This window comes from Kaistia sp. MMO-174 (genome assembly GCF_037147815.1).
Taxonomy (GTDB): Bacteria; Pseudomonadota; Alphaproteobacteria; order Rhizobiales; family Kaistiaceae; genus Kaistia; species Kaistia nematophila.
In genome coordinates this window covers 160,399-174,715 of record NZ_JBBCUO010000002.1, presented here as the reverse complement: position 1 = coordinate 174,715, position 14,317 = coordinate 160,399, and the positions used below count along the sequence as shown (strand labels likewise).

Below are 14,317 nucleotides of genomic sequence, written 5' to 3'. Positions count from 1 at the left end.
GGTCGCCTTCCGTCCCGCCTCGGGCTATGGAAGGACCCGCGCCGCTTCCGGCCTTCGCTTCGCTCAGGATCAACGCCCGCAATGCCGCCTGCTCTTGCCGACCTGCTCACGGCATCGTCGCCCTTCGTGCTGCTGGAAGACCGTCTGGCCGCTTCCGCCACGGCGGCCCTCTATGCCGATCCGGTCGAGATCGTCCGCTGCGAGGACGCGGCGGCTGTCCCGGATGCAATGGCCAGAATGGAGGCCGGGCTGGGGCGCGGACTGCATGCGGCAGGATTCCTCGGCTACGAGCTCGGCTATGCGCTGCAGGACCGCCTCGTCGCCGCGCTTCCGGCCGGGCGAGAACTGCCGCTTCTCTGGTTCGGCCTGTTCCACGAAGCGCTCCGCCTGGGGGCGGCGGAACTCGATGCCGTTTTCGGCGCCCTCGCCCCGCCGCCTGCGATCGCCGATGTCCGCCCCCGGCTGGACGAAGCCGCGCACGCATCGAAGATCGGCCGCGTGCTCGACTATCTTGCCGCCGGCGACGCCTATCAGATCAACCTCACCTTCCCGATCGATTTCCGCTATGGCGGCGACCCGCTCGCGCTCTATGCGGCGCTGCGCGCCAACCAACCGGTCGCGCATGGCGGCATCGTTTCCTTCGACGGCGCCACGATCCTTTCGGTGTCGCCGGAACTGTTCCTCGACGTTTCGGCAGGCCGGGCCACGACACGGCCGATGAAGGGCACCGTGCCTCGCCAGGCCGACCCGGACGCCGACCGGGCGGCGATCGACGAACTGCGCGAGGATCCGAAGCAACGCGCCGAGAACCTGATGATCGTCGACCTGCTGCGCAACGATCTCGGCCGGATCAGCGAGATCGGATCGGTCGAGGTCGAGAACCTCTTCAATGCCGAGACCTATCCGACCTTCCATGCCATGGCGTCGACTGTGACCTCGCGACTGCTGCCCGGAACCTCGCTCTCCGAGCTCATGCAGGCCGCCTTCCCCTGCGGCTCGATCACCGGCGCGCCGAAGCTGCGCGCGATGGAGATCATCCGCGAACTGGAAGAGGACCCGCGCGAGATCTACACCGGCTCGATCGGGGCGATCGCGCCGAATGGCGACCTCCGCTTCAACGTCGCGATCCGGACGGCAACGCTCCTTGCCGATGGCCGCGGCCGCTATGACGTCGGGAGCGGCATCGTCGCGGATTCGCGCGCCGAAGCCGAATATGCCGAATGCCTCCTGAAGGCGCGGGTACTGACCGATCTTGGAGAGGACTATGGCCTGATCGAGACGTTGCGCGGCTCGACCGAAACGGGGCTTGGGCGGCTGGACCTGCACCTGGATCGCCTCGCCGCTTCGGCAAGCGCGCTCGGCTTCGTCTTCGACCGCGGCGAGGCGGAAGCCCGGCTCGAAGCCCTGCGGGAGGCCTTCGGCGGCGAGCAGGACCGCCGGGTCCGCCTGGAGCTGCGCCGCGACGGAGCGCTCGACATCGTCGCCCCGGCCCTGCCGCCCGAGCCGGACCGACCGGTCGCCACCATCATCGCCAGTCTGCAGGCCGATGCCGGCGATCCCTTCCTGCGCCACAAGACGACGAAAAGGCGGCTCTATGAGGCCGCCTTCGCCGAGGCCGGCGCCCGCGGCGCCGACGAGGCCATCCTCGTCAACCGCTCCGGCTTCGTCACCGAGGCGACGCGCAGCAACATATTCGTCGAGCGCGAGGACGGCATGCTGCTGACGCCGCCGATCGCCGACGGCCTGCTGCCCGGCATCCTGCGCGAGAGCCTGCTCCGGTCCGGCAAGGCCATCGAACGGCAATTGACGCCGGACGACCTCGTCACGGCCGGGCGCTGGTACCTCGGCAACAGCCTCCGCGGCCTCCGCCCCGCACGGCTGCTGTAGGCGCAGCCTGACATGCTAAGCTCGCGCCAACGCCACCAGACGTAACGGACGGAACCGATCATGGCCAAGCGAGCCGGGAGCGCGGATCTGCCGCTGCATGGCGGGCATGTACCGCGCTGGCTCTCCGACCGGATGACCCGGCTTGGCGCCGTCATCAGCGAGGCCATCGTCCAGGAATATGGCCGCGACGAGCTGCTTCGCCGCCTCGCCCATCCGTTCTGGTTCCAGTCCTTCGGCGCCGTGATGGGGATGGACTGGCATTCGTCGGGGATCACCACCAGCGTGCTCGGCGCGCTGAAGCGCGGTTTGACGCCGCTCTCCGGCGAGCTCGGCATCCATGTCTGCGGCGGCAAGGGCCGCCATTCGCGCCTGACACCGCAGGAACTGATCGGCATCGGCGACCGGGTCGGCTTCGACGGCATGGCGATGGCCCGGGCGAGCCGGCTGGTCGCCAAGGTCGACAGCGCCGCGATCCAAGACGGCTTCGACCTCTATCTGCACGGTTTCATCGTCACCGACGACGGCAGCTGGGTGGTGATCCAGCAGGGCATGAACGAGGACACCCATCAGGCGCGGCGTTATCACTGGCAGTCCGAGGGCCTGAAGAGCTTCGTCGACGAGCCGCATGCGGCGATCGACGGCGAGCGGCAGGGCGAGATCGTCAACCTGACCGACAGGCGGGCCGAGGCCTCGCGCAGCGGCCAGCTCGACATGCTGAATGATCTCGGGCCGGACAAGATCGCGCTCGAATTCGCGGCGCTCCGCGCGGAAGCGGCGCCGCCGCCCGCGCAGACCGACGAGCCGCTGCTGCCGCATCTGATCATGCCGGCGCATCACGACGTGCGCTCCAGCGATGTGGTGACTCGACGCCTGCATGGCGCGCTGGCGGCAGCCGCCGACCAGGGACCGGCCGATTTCGCCGATTTGCTACTGGTGCCGGGCGTCGGCGCGCGGACGGTGCAGGCGCTGGCCATGGTCGCCGAGGTCGTGCACGGCGCGCCCTATCGCTTCAGCGATCCGGCGCGCTTCTCGTTCGCGCATGGCGGCAAGGACCGCCACCCCTTCCCGGTGCCACTCCGGGTCTATGACCACACCATCCGCGTCATGACCTCGGCCGTGCAGAAGGCGAAGCTGGGCGAAGCGGAGGAGATGGCGGCGCTGAAGCGGCTCGACGAGCAGGCGCGCCGGCTGGAGCGCGTCGCCACCGGGCCGAGCGTCGAGGAGATGATCGCCGACGAACGCGAGCGGTCGGCGAGCTATGCCGGCCGCAGCGTCTTCGGCTGGGAATAGGCGCTATCGGAACGCAAAGTCGGCGACGATGAGGTCGTGGTCCGAGATGGCGTCGCCGGCCTTGTCGAGCGCCGGCACGGTGCGGGCGTTCGATGCGTCGAGGCCGCGGGAAAGCAGCCAGTCGATCCGGCAATAGGGCGGCAAGGGCGTGCCGTCCGGACGCATCCGCAGGGTCGCGTCGGCCGTGTTGCCGTCCTGCCAGTCGAAGCCGGCTTCGGCCATGACCGCGAACAACAGCTCGTGCTTCTGCGGCCCAGCCAGCCAGTCAGCCGGGCTATGCCCCATCAGCGCATTCGTGTTGAGATCGCCGCCGATCACGACCGGCAATCCCTGCGCCAGGCCATCGACGGCCTGCAGCAGGCGGATCATCTGGCGGGCACGATCGGCCGCGTCCGATTTGCTTTCGAGATGGACGACGACCGCCCAGAACGGTCCCTGCTCGGCTTCGACCCTCGCGGCGATCGCCATGCGCCAGCCGAGCCGGTGCTCGCCATCCTTGGCATCGAGCCACCAGACGGCGCCGTCGTCGAGCCGGATCAGCGCGACGTCGCCGAACGACAGTCGCGACAGCAGGGCATTGCCGTGAAAGCCGGCGGCATTGGTCTCGCCGGCATGCCAGGCGCGTTCGCGGTCGTCGCCGAGGCCAAGTTCCAGGAACTCGACGCCATAGGCGTAGCCCATGCCGAGCGCGGCGGCGAGGTCGCCGGCGGTGTGGCGGTTGCCGGCGCGCGCCATGCCGAGATCGGTCTCGGACAGCAGCAGCACGTCCGGCGCCACGCCGGCGACCAGATCGGCGGAAGGCTTCTGGTATTTGAGCCGCTCGGCATTCCAGGCGGCGATACGGAGCGGACCGTCCGGTCGGATGATGGGAGCCGGACCGCGGATCTCGACGGCGTTGAAGGCCGGCAGGTCGAGGGCGAGGCGGTCATGCTCCGCCCTCGTCTTCGGCGAACGCATCGCCTCCTCGCGGAACGCGATCGTCGGAACCGGCAGCTTCGGCACGACGGTCGTCACCAGTTCGACAGCTTCGTTAGGAGCCAGATCGTCCGCGGTCATGGCATTTCCCTCGGTCAGGCGGCGCGGGCGGCGTGACGGGCGTTGAGGCGGGCGGCCAGCGCGCGGGCCATCTCGATCGACTCGGCCCTCTCGGCATCGAAGCGCTCGCCGATCTCCATGATCAGCGCCGTGCCGGGCAGCACGTCGATGGTGTCGAACACGCTTTCCCACGGCAGGTCGCCCCAACCGAGCGGCAGGTGCAGATCGCCGATGCCGAGCGCGATCGCCTCGCTCTGGTGATAGAACTTCGACATCGTGTAGGGACGGCCGAAGCTGTCATGCACATGCAGATGGCCGGCGACCGGCCCCATCGCCGCAACCTCGGAGAGGAAGTCGCCGCCGGTGCGGGTCGCCTCGATATAGGCGTGGCCGAAGTCGATGGTGGTGACGAGATAAGGGTGATTGATCGCCTCGACCGTCGCCGCGACCTCGGAGGGCTGCTGGCGATACATGTCGTCGTCGACGGCGAAGATGTTTTCGAGCGCGATGCGAACGCCGTGCTTGCCGCCGAAATCGGCCAGCTCCTTCAGCGCGTCCTCCTGCATGCGGTCATAGCCGGCGATCACGCGGCGCGGCGCCATCGGCGCGTGGCCGCTGTGATGGACGAGCGTTTCGGCTCCGACGCGCTGGGCGAGTTCGACCATGGCCTTGGCGGCGGCCATCTGGAATTCGAGGTTCGGCGCATCCATGAAATTGGAAACGATCAGGCCGTGTACCGTGTAGCGCAGCGGGAACCTGGCGCAGATATCGACCAGGCGTTTGGCGCGGGCTTCCAGCACGCGGCCGCCGGCGATCAGGTCGTCGCCGCAGAGCGAGAGTTCGGCGACGTCGGCCCCGAGTTCGACGATGCGGGCGAGCGACGCCTCGATATGGTTCATATCGCCCTCGCCGGAGGTGGTGGCGAAGCCGACATGCGTGATCAGGTCTTGGGTCATGACAGGTCTCTCGGCTTGGGGTCAGAGGGAGGCGACAGCGGCCGGCTGCGACCCGAGGGCGTCGATGCGCCGGCCGGTATCGACAGCGAACAGGTGGACGTCGGCCGGATCGATCCGGATGCCGACGGCATCGCCGGTCTGGACGGTGGCGGCATCACTCAATGCGACCGCGAAGGAGAGGCCGTCGAAATCGGTGTGGACGACACGGCCGGCGCCAAGTTCCTCGATGAAGTCAACGGTCGCGGGGATCGAGCCCGGCGTGCCGGCGGAAACGAGGCGGGCGGCCTCGGCGCGGACGCCAAGCACGACCTTGTGGCCGACGAGACGCGCCTCGACGGCGCCGGGAAGCGGGATACGGCGCTGGTCGTCATAGACGAACACGCCATGCCGGTCGATCTCGCCCTCCATCAGGTTCATCGACGGCGAGCCGACGAAATTGGCGACGAAGCGGGTGGCCGGGCGATTGTAGACCTCGGCCGGCGTGCCGACCTGCTCGATGCGGCCGCCATTCATCACGACGAGCCGGTCGCCCAGCGTCATCGCCTCGGTCTGATCATGCGTGACGAAGACCGAGGTGGCGCCGAGGCGGCGATGCAGGCGGCGGATCTCGGCGCGCATGGCGACGCGCAGCTTGGCGTCGAGGTTGGAGAGCGGCTCGTCGAACAGGAACACCTTCGGCTCGCGCACGATGGCGCGACCCATGGCAACGCGCTGGCGCTGGCCGCCGGAAAGCGCGGCCGGCCGGCGATCGAGGAAGGCTTCCAAACCGACGATCTTGGCCGTCGCGGCGACACGCTTCATCCGCTCGGCCTTCGGAACGCCGGCGACCTTGAGCGCGTAGCCGATGTTTTCCGCCACCGTCATGTGCGGATAGAGCGCGTAGTTCTGGAACACCATGGCGCAGCCGCGTTCGCGCGGCTCCATGCGGTTCACCAGCTTGCCGTCGATCCAGATCTCGCCGCCGGAAATCTCTTCCAGCCCGGCGATCATGCGCAGCAGCGTGGACTTGCCGCAGCCCGACGGACCGAGGATGACGATGAACTCGCCGGCGGCGATCTCGAGGTCGACGCCGTGGACGACGGCGTTCTTCGAATAGGCTTTCCTGACGCCCCGGATGGCAATGGATGACATCGGTTTGGTCCTTTCCAATCACTTCTCGGTCGAGATCAGGCCGCGCACGAACCAGCGCTGCATCAGGATCACGACGATGAGCGGCGGAGCCATGATGATGAGCGTCCCCGCCATGGCGACGTTCCAGTCCGGCAAGCCGAATTCAGAGGGAATGAGGTGTTTCAGCTGGGTCACCGCGATGCCGAAATTCGGGTCGGTGGTGATCAGCAGCGGCCAGAGATACTGGTTCCACGACCAGACGAACATGATGGTGAAGAGCGCGATCATGTTCGGCTTCGACAGCGGCAGCAGGATGTCGGCGAAGAAGCGGACCGGGCCGGAGCCGTCCATCTTCGCCGCTTCCGCCAGTTCGTCCGGCACCGTCAGGTAGAACTGGCGATACAGGAAGGTGCCGGTCGCCGTGGCGACGAGCGGCAGGATCAGGCCTGTATAGGAATTGAGCAGGCCCCATTCGAGCTTCAGCTGCAGGCCGGCGACCGTCTGCACCAGCCAGGTGATACCGGTGATGTTCAGGATCGCCTGGAACGGCGCCAGCGCGTTGGCCGCGACCGCATAGGTCGGCACGATGCGGACTTCGAGCGGCAGCATCAGCGTGACGAAGATCAGCCAGAACATCAGCGACCGGCCGGGAAAGCGGAAATAGACGATCGCGAAAGCCGCCATCGACGACAGCAGCACCTTGCCGGCCGCTACGGCGCCGGCGAACAGCAGCGAGTTGAAAAGCTTGCGGCCGAGATCGGCGCGAACCCAGGCCTCGTGCAGATTGACGAGCAGATCCGATCCCGGGACCAGGGGCATCGGCACCGTGTTGACGGTGCGGATGTCGTGCGTCGCCGCGACGATCACGATGACGAAGGGCAGCAGCACCGTGACCAGGCCGATCAGGAGAACGATCTGGCAGATGGCGTTGAAGATGGGAGTGCGTTCGACCATGGGACCCGCCTCCTATTTGTAGTGCACGCGCCGCTCGATGAAGCGGAACTGCACGATGGTGAGGAGGACGACGAGGCCCATCAGGATGATCGACTGGGCGGCGGCGCCCGAATAGTCGAGGCCTTTGAAGCCGTCGAAATAGATCTTGTAGACCATCAGCTCGGTGGCCCGCGCCGGGCCGCCCTGGGTCATGATGTCGACGATGCCGAAACTGTCCTGGAAGCTCTCGGTGATGTTGATGACCAGCAGGAAGAACAGCGTCGGGGTCAGCAGCGGCAGCTGGATATCCCACATGCGGCGCATCGGGCCGGAGCCGTCCATCGCGGCGGCCTCGATCAGCGAGCGCGGGATCGACTGCAGCGCCGAGAGGAAGAAGATGAAGTTGTAGCCGATATATTTCCACGAGAAGGCGATGATGACGGCGATCATCGCATCGGTGCCGTCGAGCGCCGGATTCCAAAGGCCCGGCCAGATCTGGTTGATCAGCGACAGGAAGCCGGCCTCGGGCGCGAGGATGAAGCGGAAGGCGAGGCCGAGCGCCGGGGCCGCGATGGCATAGGGCCAGATGAAGATGGTGCGATAGGCCTTGTGGCCACGGAGCTCGCGATCGGTGAACAGCGCCAGCAGCAGCGCGACGCCCATGGCGATGCCGGTCGAGCCGAGGCCGAACACCATGCTGCGCGAAATGGCGCCCCAGTAATAGGGATCGCTCAGAAGCTGACGGAAGTTCTGGAGCCCGACCCAGGTGTTGCCACCGCCCCAGGGCTGTTCCAGCGTGAAGGCCCAATAGAGCGCCTGACCGCTCGGCCAGTAGAAGAAGACGAAGATCAGCACAAGCATCGGCAGGGCGAACAGAATGCCGATCGTCGTGGACGAGAAGGTAGCGCGCTTTTCCATCGGACGGTCTCGTTCTTCAGGCTGCCGGCGTCCCGCGACGGTGGGACGACGGCGACCTGGATCCGGCGCTGCGCATGGGGGACGAGGCCGGATCGAGGAATAGGCGGAACGTGAACGGGTCACGTTCCGCCCGGCCTCCCTTGTCCCTCCCCGCCGGGGCTGGGAGGGTGGGGTGGGAGCTCAGCGTGGCAGACTACGGCAGCGTCTTGCCGGCGTAGGTCTGCTCGAACTTGCGCAGGATCTGGTTGCCGCGGTCGGCAGCCGTGTCGAGCGAAGCCTGGACGTCTTCGTTCTTGATGAAGATGGCCTGAAGGCCGTTCGAGACTTCCTGGCGGATCTGCAGCAGGCCGCCGAGACGGATGCCGTGCGGAGCCGGATCTTCGGCCGGCGAGGCGGTCAGGCTGGCGATCGCCAGTTCACGGCCCTTGTACGGGGCCTTGTCGTAGAAGGCCTGCTCGTTCAGGTACTTGAAGCCCGAGTTGCGGACCGGGATATAGCCGGTCACGGTCGACCAGGTCAGCGCTTCTTCCGGCTTGGCGATGAAGTCGAAGAAGGCCGCGGCCGCCTTATATTCCGGCTCGGACTTGCCGGAGAGAACCCAGAGCGAGGCGCCACCGACGAAGGAGCTCTTGCGAGCGGTGCCTTCGTAGACCGGCAGCATCGCGACGTCCCAGTTCATGCCTTCCTTGGCGGTGCGGCCGATATTGCCGTGGTCGCCGACCGAGGTCAGGATGACCTGGCAATCGCCATTGGCGAAGGCTTCGATGAAGGTCTGGCCGGTTTCCTTCGACTTGATGACGGCTTCGCCGTTGTCGTACCAGCCCTTGAGATCCCGAACGAACTGGACCCACTTGCCCTTGTTGAAGGTCAGTTCGGCGTCGAGACCGTCGAAGCCGTTGCGCTTGGTCGCGATCGGCTCGCCATGGATGGCGTTGAACTGCTCTTCGAGCTGCCAGACTTCGTCACGCGAGATGTTGAAGCCGAGCGGGCAGGCATAGCCGGCAGCCTTCAGCGCCTTGAAATCGGAGGCGGCTTCTTCCCAGGTCGCGGGAGCATGGTCCTTGCCGATCTTAGCAAAGGCGTCCTTGTTCCAGTAGAGCAGCGCGGTCGAGGAGTTGAAGGGGAACGAGTACATCTCGCCCTTCGACGTCGCGTAGTAGCTGGCGATGCCGGAGAAATAGTCCTTCCAGTCGACCGTGTAGCCCATGTCGGTCATGAGCTTGTTGGCCGGGTAATAGGCGCCCGACAGCATGATATCGAGGGTGCCGGCGTCCGAGACCTGCGCGATCGTCGGCTGCTGGCCGGCGCGGAAGGCCGCGATGGTGTTCTGCAGCGAGGCGTCATACGAGCCCTGGCTGGTGCAGACGACTTCATAGTCGGACTGGCTGGCGTTGAAGCGGTCGCACTGTTCCTGGACGCGCTTGGCAATGTCGCCCGAATTGCCGAACCAGAAATCGATCTTGGTCTTTTCTGCCGCGGCGGGGCCGGCGAGCAGCGCGGCAACGGCGAAGGTGCCGACGGCGCTGAGAAGCTTGGCGTTCATGAGAGCCTCACGAAGGAAAGGGAGCGCCTGGACCGGCGCGACGGCCACCGCCTTAGCCCGCAGGCCGTAACGCTCGGATGACACGCCGGCTAAGGGGAGAACAAAGCCCGTCCGGGGGCTGGCGGACGCTGCGAAAAGCCCCTTCCCCAGCCGGCAGGCCGTCCTCACGGGCGACCGGGCAGCGACGGCGCGGCGCGTCCAGTCGCGCTCTTCTTGCTGCAGGAGAATCCTCCGCTTCCCCCGCGTTTTCGGTTGTCTTGTCCGATCGCGAGCGCGCATAGAGCCATCGAGCGGCACGATTCGCGGCAGCGCTCGCCGCAGGTTTTCAAGCCGTCCGACGACGGGCAGGCATCCAAGGCGTCCACCATGAAATCCCGCACGGCGGTCCTAGCCCTCGGCCTGACCCAGATCATCGGCTACGGCACGCTCTACTACAGCTTCAGCGTCCTCGCGCCGGCGATGGCGCGCGAGTTCGGCCTCTCGACCGAGTGGGTGTTCGGCGCGCTCTCCGTATCACTGCTGGTCGGCGGGCTCTCCGCGCCCTGGGTCGGCGGCTGGATCGATCGCCGGGGCGCCGGACGCGTCATGACGATCGGCTCGCTGGCCGCTGCACTGGCGCTCGCCGTCTGCGCCATGGCCTATAACAGCGCCATGCTGGTTCTAGGGCTGATCGCCATCCAGATCGCCTCTACGCTGGTGCAGTACAGCGCCTCGTTCACGCTGCTGGTGCAGCTGAACCCGGCTAATGCGCAGCGCTCGATCACCTATCTGACGCTGATGGCCGGCTTTGCGTCGACGCTGTTCTGGCCATTCACGACGGCGCTGCATGCGAGGCTCGACTGGCATCATGTCTATCTACTGTTCGCGCTGATGCATCTCTTCGTCTGCTTGCCGGTGCATGGCTGGCTAATGGTCAAGACGCGCACCATCTCCGACCGCCGCGACCCGCCCGACCACACGCCGCGAGCCGCCGCGTCGGTGACGGGCGTCATCGAGGGAGCCGCAAGGCCGCGCGCCTTCGGGCTGATGCTGCTCGGCTTCGCGATCCAGAGCTTCGTGACCTCGACCTTCCTGGTCCACATGCTGCCGATGCTGACCGGGCTTGGCCTCGCCAAGGCGAGCGTGCTGGTCGCCTCGGTCTTCGGCCCGGCGCAGGTATTGAGCCGGTTCACCAACATGACCTTCGGCGGGCGATTGTCGCAGCGGACGCTCGCCATCATCGCCTCCGGCTTCCTGCCGCTCGCGACCGGCATCCTGCTCGCCACCGCGCCAAGCCTCTCCGGGGCCTTCGCCTTCGCCATCGTCTTCGGCCTCAGCTCCGGGCTCTCGAGCATCGTTCAGGGCACACTGCCGCTCGAACTCTTCGGCAGCGACGGCTATGGCAAGCGCCTGGGCCGCCTCACCTCGGTGCGGCTGGTGGTCTCTTCCGCCGCGCCTTTCGCCTTCGCACTGATGACGGAACATCTCGGATATCCGATCTCGCTCTCGATCGTCGCGGTGCTGAGCACCCTGGCCGTCATCGCTTTCCTGGCCATCGGCAGCCCGGCGGGACCACGCCCCACATCGGCCTGAACTCGCCCCGGGACAAGGACCGAATAGCCACACTCCGTCCACAACCGACCGGACCTGCAACCGGAAGTGCTTTCTGCGCACACATGACCATCCGACTCAGCTAAGCAGTCAGAGGAGCTTAAGGAGACGTTAAGTGTTTGATTCGGCGGTCTACTATGTTCAGCCCAATGAAGACCGGGGCTATGCGATCGTGAGCCAGAGCGGATCGCAAATCGGAGCTTTCACCTCGCATGATGTCGCGGTGTCGATGGCCAAGCATCTCGGCCACTCCGCGGCAGAACTCGGCATGGCCGCGCGCGTCTTCGAGCGCTCCGCCGAAAATGAAGAGACACTGGTCTACGAACGCTGGCCGATCCGCGTCGCCGATCTGCCCTGGGACGCGGTCACGGACTGAACGGCCGGGGCCGGCCGCCCCCTCACCGTCCTGACGTGCGACCGCCGGCTTGACAGCCGGACCCCGATCTGTTGAAAGGCGCGCCCCTCACGAACTGGAAGGCGCTGCCCCATGGACCCTTCGATCGTCGCCGCGCATTGGGAAGCCAATGCCGAAGCCTGGACCCGTCACTCGCGCGCCGGCTACGACGTCTATCGGGACGCGCTGAACACGCCGGCCTTCCTGGCGATTCTGCCGCCGATCGACGGCCTCGAGGGGCTGGACATCGGCTGCGGCGAGGGTTCGAACACCCGCAAGCTCGCACAGCGGGGCGCGCGGATGACGGCGGTCGACATCGCCCCGACCTTCATCCGCCACGCGCAGGAGAGCGAAGCGGCCGAGCCACTCGGCATCCGCTACCTGCATGGCGACGGCATGGCCCTGCCCTTCGCCGATGCGAGCTTCGATTTCGCCACCGCCTTCATGTCGTTGATGGACATGCCGAGCCAGCAGACCGTACTGCAGCAGGCGCGGCGCGTCTTGCGCCCCGGTGGCTTCCTGCAGTTCTCGATCCTGCATCCCTGCTTCGTGCCGCCGCGCCGCCGCAACATCCGCGATGCGGACGGCATACCGCGCGCCGTCGAGGTGGCGGACTACTTCGAAGAGACGAACGGCGCGGTGGAGACGTGGTGGTTCTCGTCCCTGCCGGCCGAGGAGCGCAGCAAGGTCGAGCCGTTCCGCGTCCCGCGTTTCCACCGCACGCTCACCGACTGGGTCGCGATGATCGTCGGCGCCGGGCTCGCCATCGAAGCCTTCGGCGAGCCAAAGGCGACCGAGGCGCAGGCCGCCGCGGAGCCGATCATCGCCGACACGCGCGTCGCGCCGATCTTTCTGCATGTTCGGGCACGCCGGCCGGACTGAGCAAGCCGAGTTCCCCACGGCGAGGCTGCATCAGGCGGAGGCTGTCGTCCGCAGCCCCTTCAGATAGGCGACCAGTTCGCCGCCGGATTGTTCGATCGGACGGTCATTGACGATGGTGAGATCGGGATCGATCTCGCGGGCGCATACCGCCTCGCGCGCAAGGCGGGCGGCGACGCCCTCTTCCGTCTCGCGCCCACGGGCGATCAGGCGGGCCGCGAGGATCGCGTCCGGCGCCGAGATCGCCACCACACGCACTGCGGGGAAGCGCTCCCGCGCCGCCGCGATGGCGCCGCGGGAGAAGTTGCAGATGACGACTGCGCCGGCCTCGATCGCCTCAAGGGTCGCGGCGGGAAGCGCATAGCCGAGGCCGTGCGCGCGCCAGGACACCGGAAAGCGGCCTGCCTCGACGCCCTCGGCGAATGCCGCCTCGTCGAGCGTATCGTGGTCCTCGAAGGCGTTCTCGCCGCGCGTCACCAGGCGGCGGACGAAGACGAAGCCGTCATCCCTCACCAGCGATGCCCTGGCATGGCCGATCAGCGTGTCCTTGCCGACGCCGCTCGGTCCGACGACCGCCACCAATACGCCCGTTCCCATCATGCCCTCACGAGATCCGCTGGCCTTCGCGCCAGACCTGGCGAACGATCGGCGTCGGGCTTTCCCTGTCCTTGCCGGTCACATGCACCCGCACGAGATCGGCGCGCAGGCCAGCCTCGATGGCGCCGCGATCCGAGAGCCCGGTGGCGCGCGCCGGCGTCTGCGTCACGGTGCGGATCGCAGCCGCGAGGTCGATCGAGGCAATGCGACGGGGCAATTCGAAGGCGGACATCAACAGACTCGCAGGCACATAATCCGACGACAGAATATCGAGAAAGCCGGCGCGTGCGAGATCTTCGGCTGCGACATTTCCGGAATGCGAGCCGCCGCGCACGACATTCGGGCCGCCCATGATCACGCTGATGCCGGCATCGTTGAGAGCTTCGGCCGCTTCCAGGGTCGTCGGGAACTCGGCCAGCGCGACGCCATTGCCGACCGCCTCCGCCGCATGCGCGGCCGTGGCGTCGTCATGGCTCGCGAGAACGGCGCCCTTCGCGGCGGCGATCGCCACCAGCTTCAGGCGGTTCGGGCCGGCATTGTTGGCATGCAGTTCGAGGCGGGCCGAAACGAAGCGGTTCACGTCCTCGTCCGACATCGGCTTCTTGCGCATGTAGTAGCGCCGCCAGGTCTCCAGATCCTTGAACTGGCGCTGGCCGGGGGTGTGGTCCATCAGCGACATCATGTCGACGGGATAGAGCGCGGCGTAGGCTTCGACATGCTCGATGACGTCGTCGCAGGCGATCTCGCAACGCAGATGCGTCCGGTGATCGACGCGCAGGTGGCCGGTGGCGCGCGCCTCCTCGATGGCCGACGCCAGCAAGGCGAGGTCGGTGCCGATCGACGCGGAGTCCGCATCGGAACCGGCGCGGAGTGAGTCGAACACCGTGGTGATGCCCGCCGCCGCGATCTGCGCGTCATAGGCCATGACAGAGGAAAGCGCATGCCAGCGCACATGCGGGCGCGGGGCGAAATGCGCCTCGAGGTGATCGGTGTGCAGTTCGACGAGACCCGGCACCAGATAATCGCCGGCGATGTCGATGCCGCGTTCCGGCGCCCTGCCCTCGCCGATCTCGGCGATCTTGCCGCCGGCAACGGCGATCCAGCCATTCTCCACCACACGATCGGGCAGGACGAGGCTGGCATTCTCGATCAGGAATTCGGTCGGTTCGGTCATTTCGATCCCGT

General features: G+C 67.0%; 13 protein-coding genes. 5 read left to right on the top strand and 8 right to left on the bottom strand.

Features of this window, described 5'->3' with window-relative positions:
- Nucleotides 1-81 precede the first annotated feature (81 nt).
- Nucleotides 82-1,887: an aminodeoxychorismate synthase component I gene (locus WFK98_RS06795; RefSeq protein WP_336799729.1), complete on the top strand. Its 1,806-nt coding sequence runs from the start codon at nt 82-84 to the stop codon at nt 1,885-1,887.
- Nucleotides 1,888-1,947: 60 nt separating this feature from the next.
- Complete coding sequence (locus WFK98_RS06790; protein WP_336799728.1) at nt 1,948-3,177, top strand: DUF763 domain-containing protein; 1,230 nt, start codon at nt 1,948-1,950, stop codon at nt 3,175-3,177.
- Nucleotides 3,178-3,180: 3 nt separating this feature from the next.
- Here the strand turns inward: WFK98_RS06790 and WFK98_RS06785 are convergent, their stop codons facing one another.
- The 6 genes from WFK98_RS06785 to WFK98_RS06760 all read right to left on the bottom strand — a co-directional run bounded on the left by WFK98_RS06785 (nt 3,181) and on the right by WFK98_RS06760 (nt 9,672).
- On the bottom strand, nt 3,181-4,233 hold the full coding sequence (locus WFK98_RS06785; protein WP_336799727.1) for an endonuclease/exonuclease/phosphatase family protein: 1,053 nt from the start codon (nt 4,231-4,233) through the stop codon (nt 3,181-3,183).
- A 14-nt stretch (nt 4,234-4,247) separates the two neighbouring features.
- The gene (locus WFK98_RS06780) at nt 4,248-5,168 is read right to left on the bottom strand and encodes a sugar phosphate isomerase/epimerase family protein (protein ID WP_336799726.1); all 921 of its coding nucleotides are present in this window, start codon (nt 5,166-5,168) and stop codon (nt 4,248-4,250) included.
- Between the two features lie 21 nt (nt 5,169-5,189).
- Nucleotides 5,190-6,299 (bottom strand): sn-glycerol-3-phosphate ABC transporter ATP-binding protein UgpC, encoded by a 1,110-nt coding sequence (ugpC, locus tag WFK98_RS06775; protein ID WP_336799725.1) that lies wholly within the window; start codon nt 6,297-6,299, stop codon nt 5,190-5,192.
- Nucleotides 6,300-6,317: 18 nt separating this feature from the next.
- Nucleotides 6,318-7,232 carry an ABC transporter permease subunit gene (locus WFK98_RS06770; RefSeq protein WP_336799724.1) on the bottom strand — a complete coding sequence of 305 codons (915 nt, stop codon included), beginning with the start codon at nt 7,230-7,232 and terminating at the stop codon, nt 6,318-6,320.
- A gap of 12 nt (nt 7,233-7,244) precedes the next feature.
- Nucleotides 7,245-8,129, bottom strand: a complete 885-nt coding sequence (locus WFK98_RS06765; RefSeq protein WP_266340021.1) for a carbohydrate ABC transporter permease — start codon at nt 8,127-8,129, stop codon at nt 7,245-7,247.
- A gap of 193 nt (nt 8,130-8,322) precedes the next feature.
- The gene (locus WFK98_RS06760) at nt 8,323-9,672 is read right to left on the bottom strand and encodes an extracellular solute-binding protein (protein WP_336799723.1); all 1,350 of its coding nucleotides are present in this window, start codon (nt 9,670-9,672) and stop codon (nt 8,323-8,325) included.
- A gap of 366 nt (nt 9,673-10,038) precedes the next feature.
- On the opposite strand from WFK98_RS06760, the gene arsK reads away from it, so the two are divergent.
- From arsK to WFK98_RS06745, 3 genes are all read left to right on the top strand, one after another.
- A complete protein-coding gene (arsK, locus tag WFK98_RS06755; protein WP_336799722.1) occupies nt 10,039-11,244 on the top strand; it encodes an arsenite efflux MFS transporter ArsK in 1,206 nt (401 codons plus the stop codon).
- A 133-nt stretch (nt 11,245-11,377) separates the two neighbouring features.
- A complete protein-coding gene (locus tag WFK98_RS06750; RefSeq protein ID WP_266340018.1) occupies nt 11,378-11,638 on the top strand; it encodes a hypothetical protein in 261 nt (86 codons plus the stop codon).
- A 111-nt stretch (nt 11,639-11,749) separates the two neighbouring features.
- Nucleotides 11,750-12,538: a class I SAM-dependent methyltransferase gene (locus WFK98_RS06745; protein ID WP_336799721.1), complete on the top strand. Its 789-nt coding sequence runs from the start codon at nt 11,750-11,752 to the stop codon at nt 12,536-12,538.
- Nucleotides 12,539-12,568: 30 nt separating this feature from the next.
- On the opposite strand, the gene phnN is transcribed toward WFK98_RS06745, so the two are convergent.
- Together phnN and WFK98_RS06735 are read right to left on the bottom strand one after the other, a co-directional pair.
- Nucleotides 12,569-13,135, bottom strand: coding sequence for a phosphonate metabolism protein/1,5-bisphosphokinase (PRPP-forming) PhnN (phnN, locus tag WFK98_RS06740; protein ID WP_336799720.1), 567 nt, complete (start codon nt 13,133-13,135; stop codon nt 12,569-12,571).
- Between the two features lie 4 nt (nt 13,136-13,139).
- Entirely contained in the window at nt 13,140-14,306 is a 1,167-nt protein-coding gene (locus WFK98_RS06735; RefSeq protein WP_336799719.1) for an alpha-D-ribose 1-methylphosphonate 5-triphosphate diphosphatase, read from the bottom strand.
- Nucleotides 14,307-14,317 lie beyond the last annotated feature (11 nt).

Excerpts from the sequence above, each read along its gene's own strand:
- arsK (WP_336799722.1), top strand. The coding sequence starts at position 10,039 with ATGAAATCCCGCACGGCGGTCCTAGCCCTCGGCCTGACCCAGATCATC.
- WFK98_RS06770 (WP_336799724.1), bottom strand. The coding sequence starts at position 7,232 with ATGGTCGAACGCACTCCCATCTTCAACGCCATCTGCCAGATCGTTCTC.
- ugpC (WP_336799725.1), bottom strand. The coding sequence starts at position 6,299 with ATGTCATCCATTGCCATCCGGGGCGTCAGGAAAGCCTATTCGAAGAAC.
- WFK98_RS06745 (WP_336799721.1), top strand. The coding sequence starts at position 11,750 with ATGGACCCTTCGATCGTCGCCGCGCATTGGGAAGCCAATGCCGAAGCC.
- WFK98_RS06735 (WP_336799719.1), bottom strand. The coding sequence starts at position 14,306 with ATGACCGAACCGACCGAATTCCTGATCGAGAATGCCAGCCTCGTCCTG.
- WFK98_RS06785 (WP_336799727.1), bottom strand. The coding sequence starts at position 4,233 with ATGACCGCGGACGATCTGGCTCCTAACGAAGCTGTCGAACTGGTGACG.
- phnN (WP_336799720.1), bottom strand. The coding sequence starts at position 13,135 with ATGATGGGAACGGGCGTATTGGTGGCGGTCGTCGGACCGAGCGGCGTC.
- WFK98_RS06760 (WP_336799723.1), bottom strand. The coding sequence starts at position 9,672 with ATGAACGCCAAGCTTCTCAGCGCCGTCGGCACCTTCGCCGTTGCCGCG.
- WFK98_RS06780 (WP_336799726.1), bottom strand. The coding sequence starts at position 5,168 with ATGACCCAAGACCTGATCACGCATGTCGGCTTCGCCACCACCTCCGGC.
- WFK98_RS06795 (WP_336799729.1), top strand. The coding sequence starts at position 82 with ATGCCGCCTGCTCTTGCCGACCTGCTCACGGCATCGTCGCCCTTCGTG.
- WFK98_RS06790 (WP_336799728.1), top strand. The coding sequence starts at position 1,948 with ATGGCCAAGCGAGCCGGGAGCGCGGATCTGCCGCTGCATGGCGGGCAT.
- WFK98_RS06765 (WP_266340021.1), bottom strand. The coding sequence starts at position 8,129 with ATGGAAAAGCGCGCTACCTTCTCGTCCACGACGATCGGCATTCTGTTC.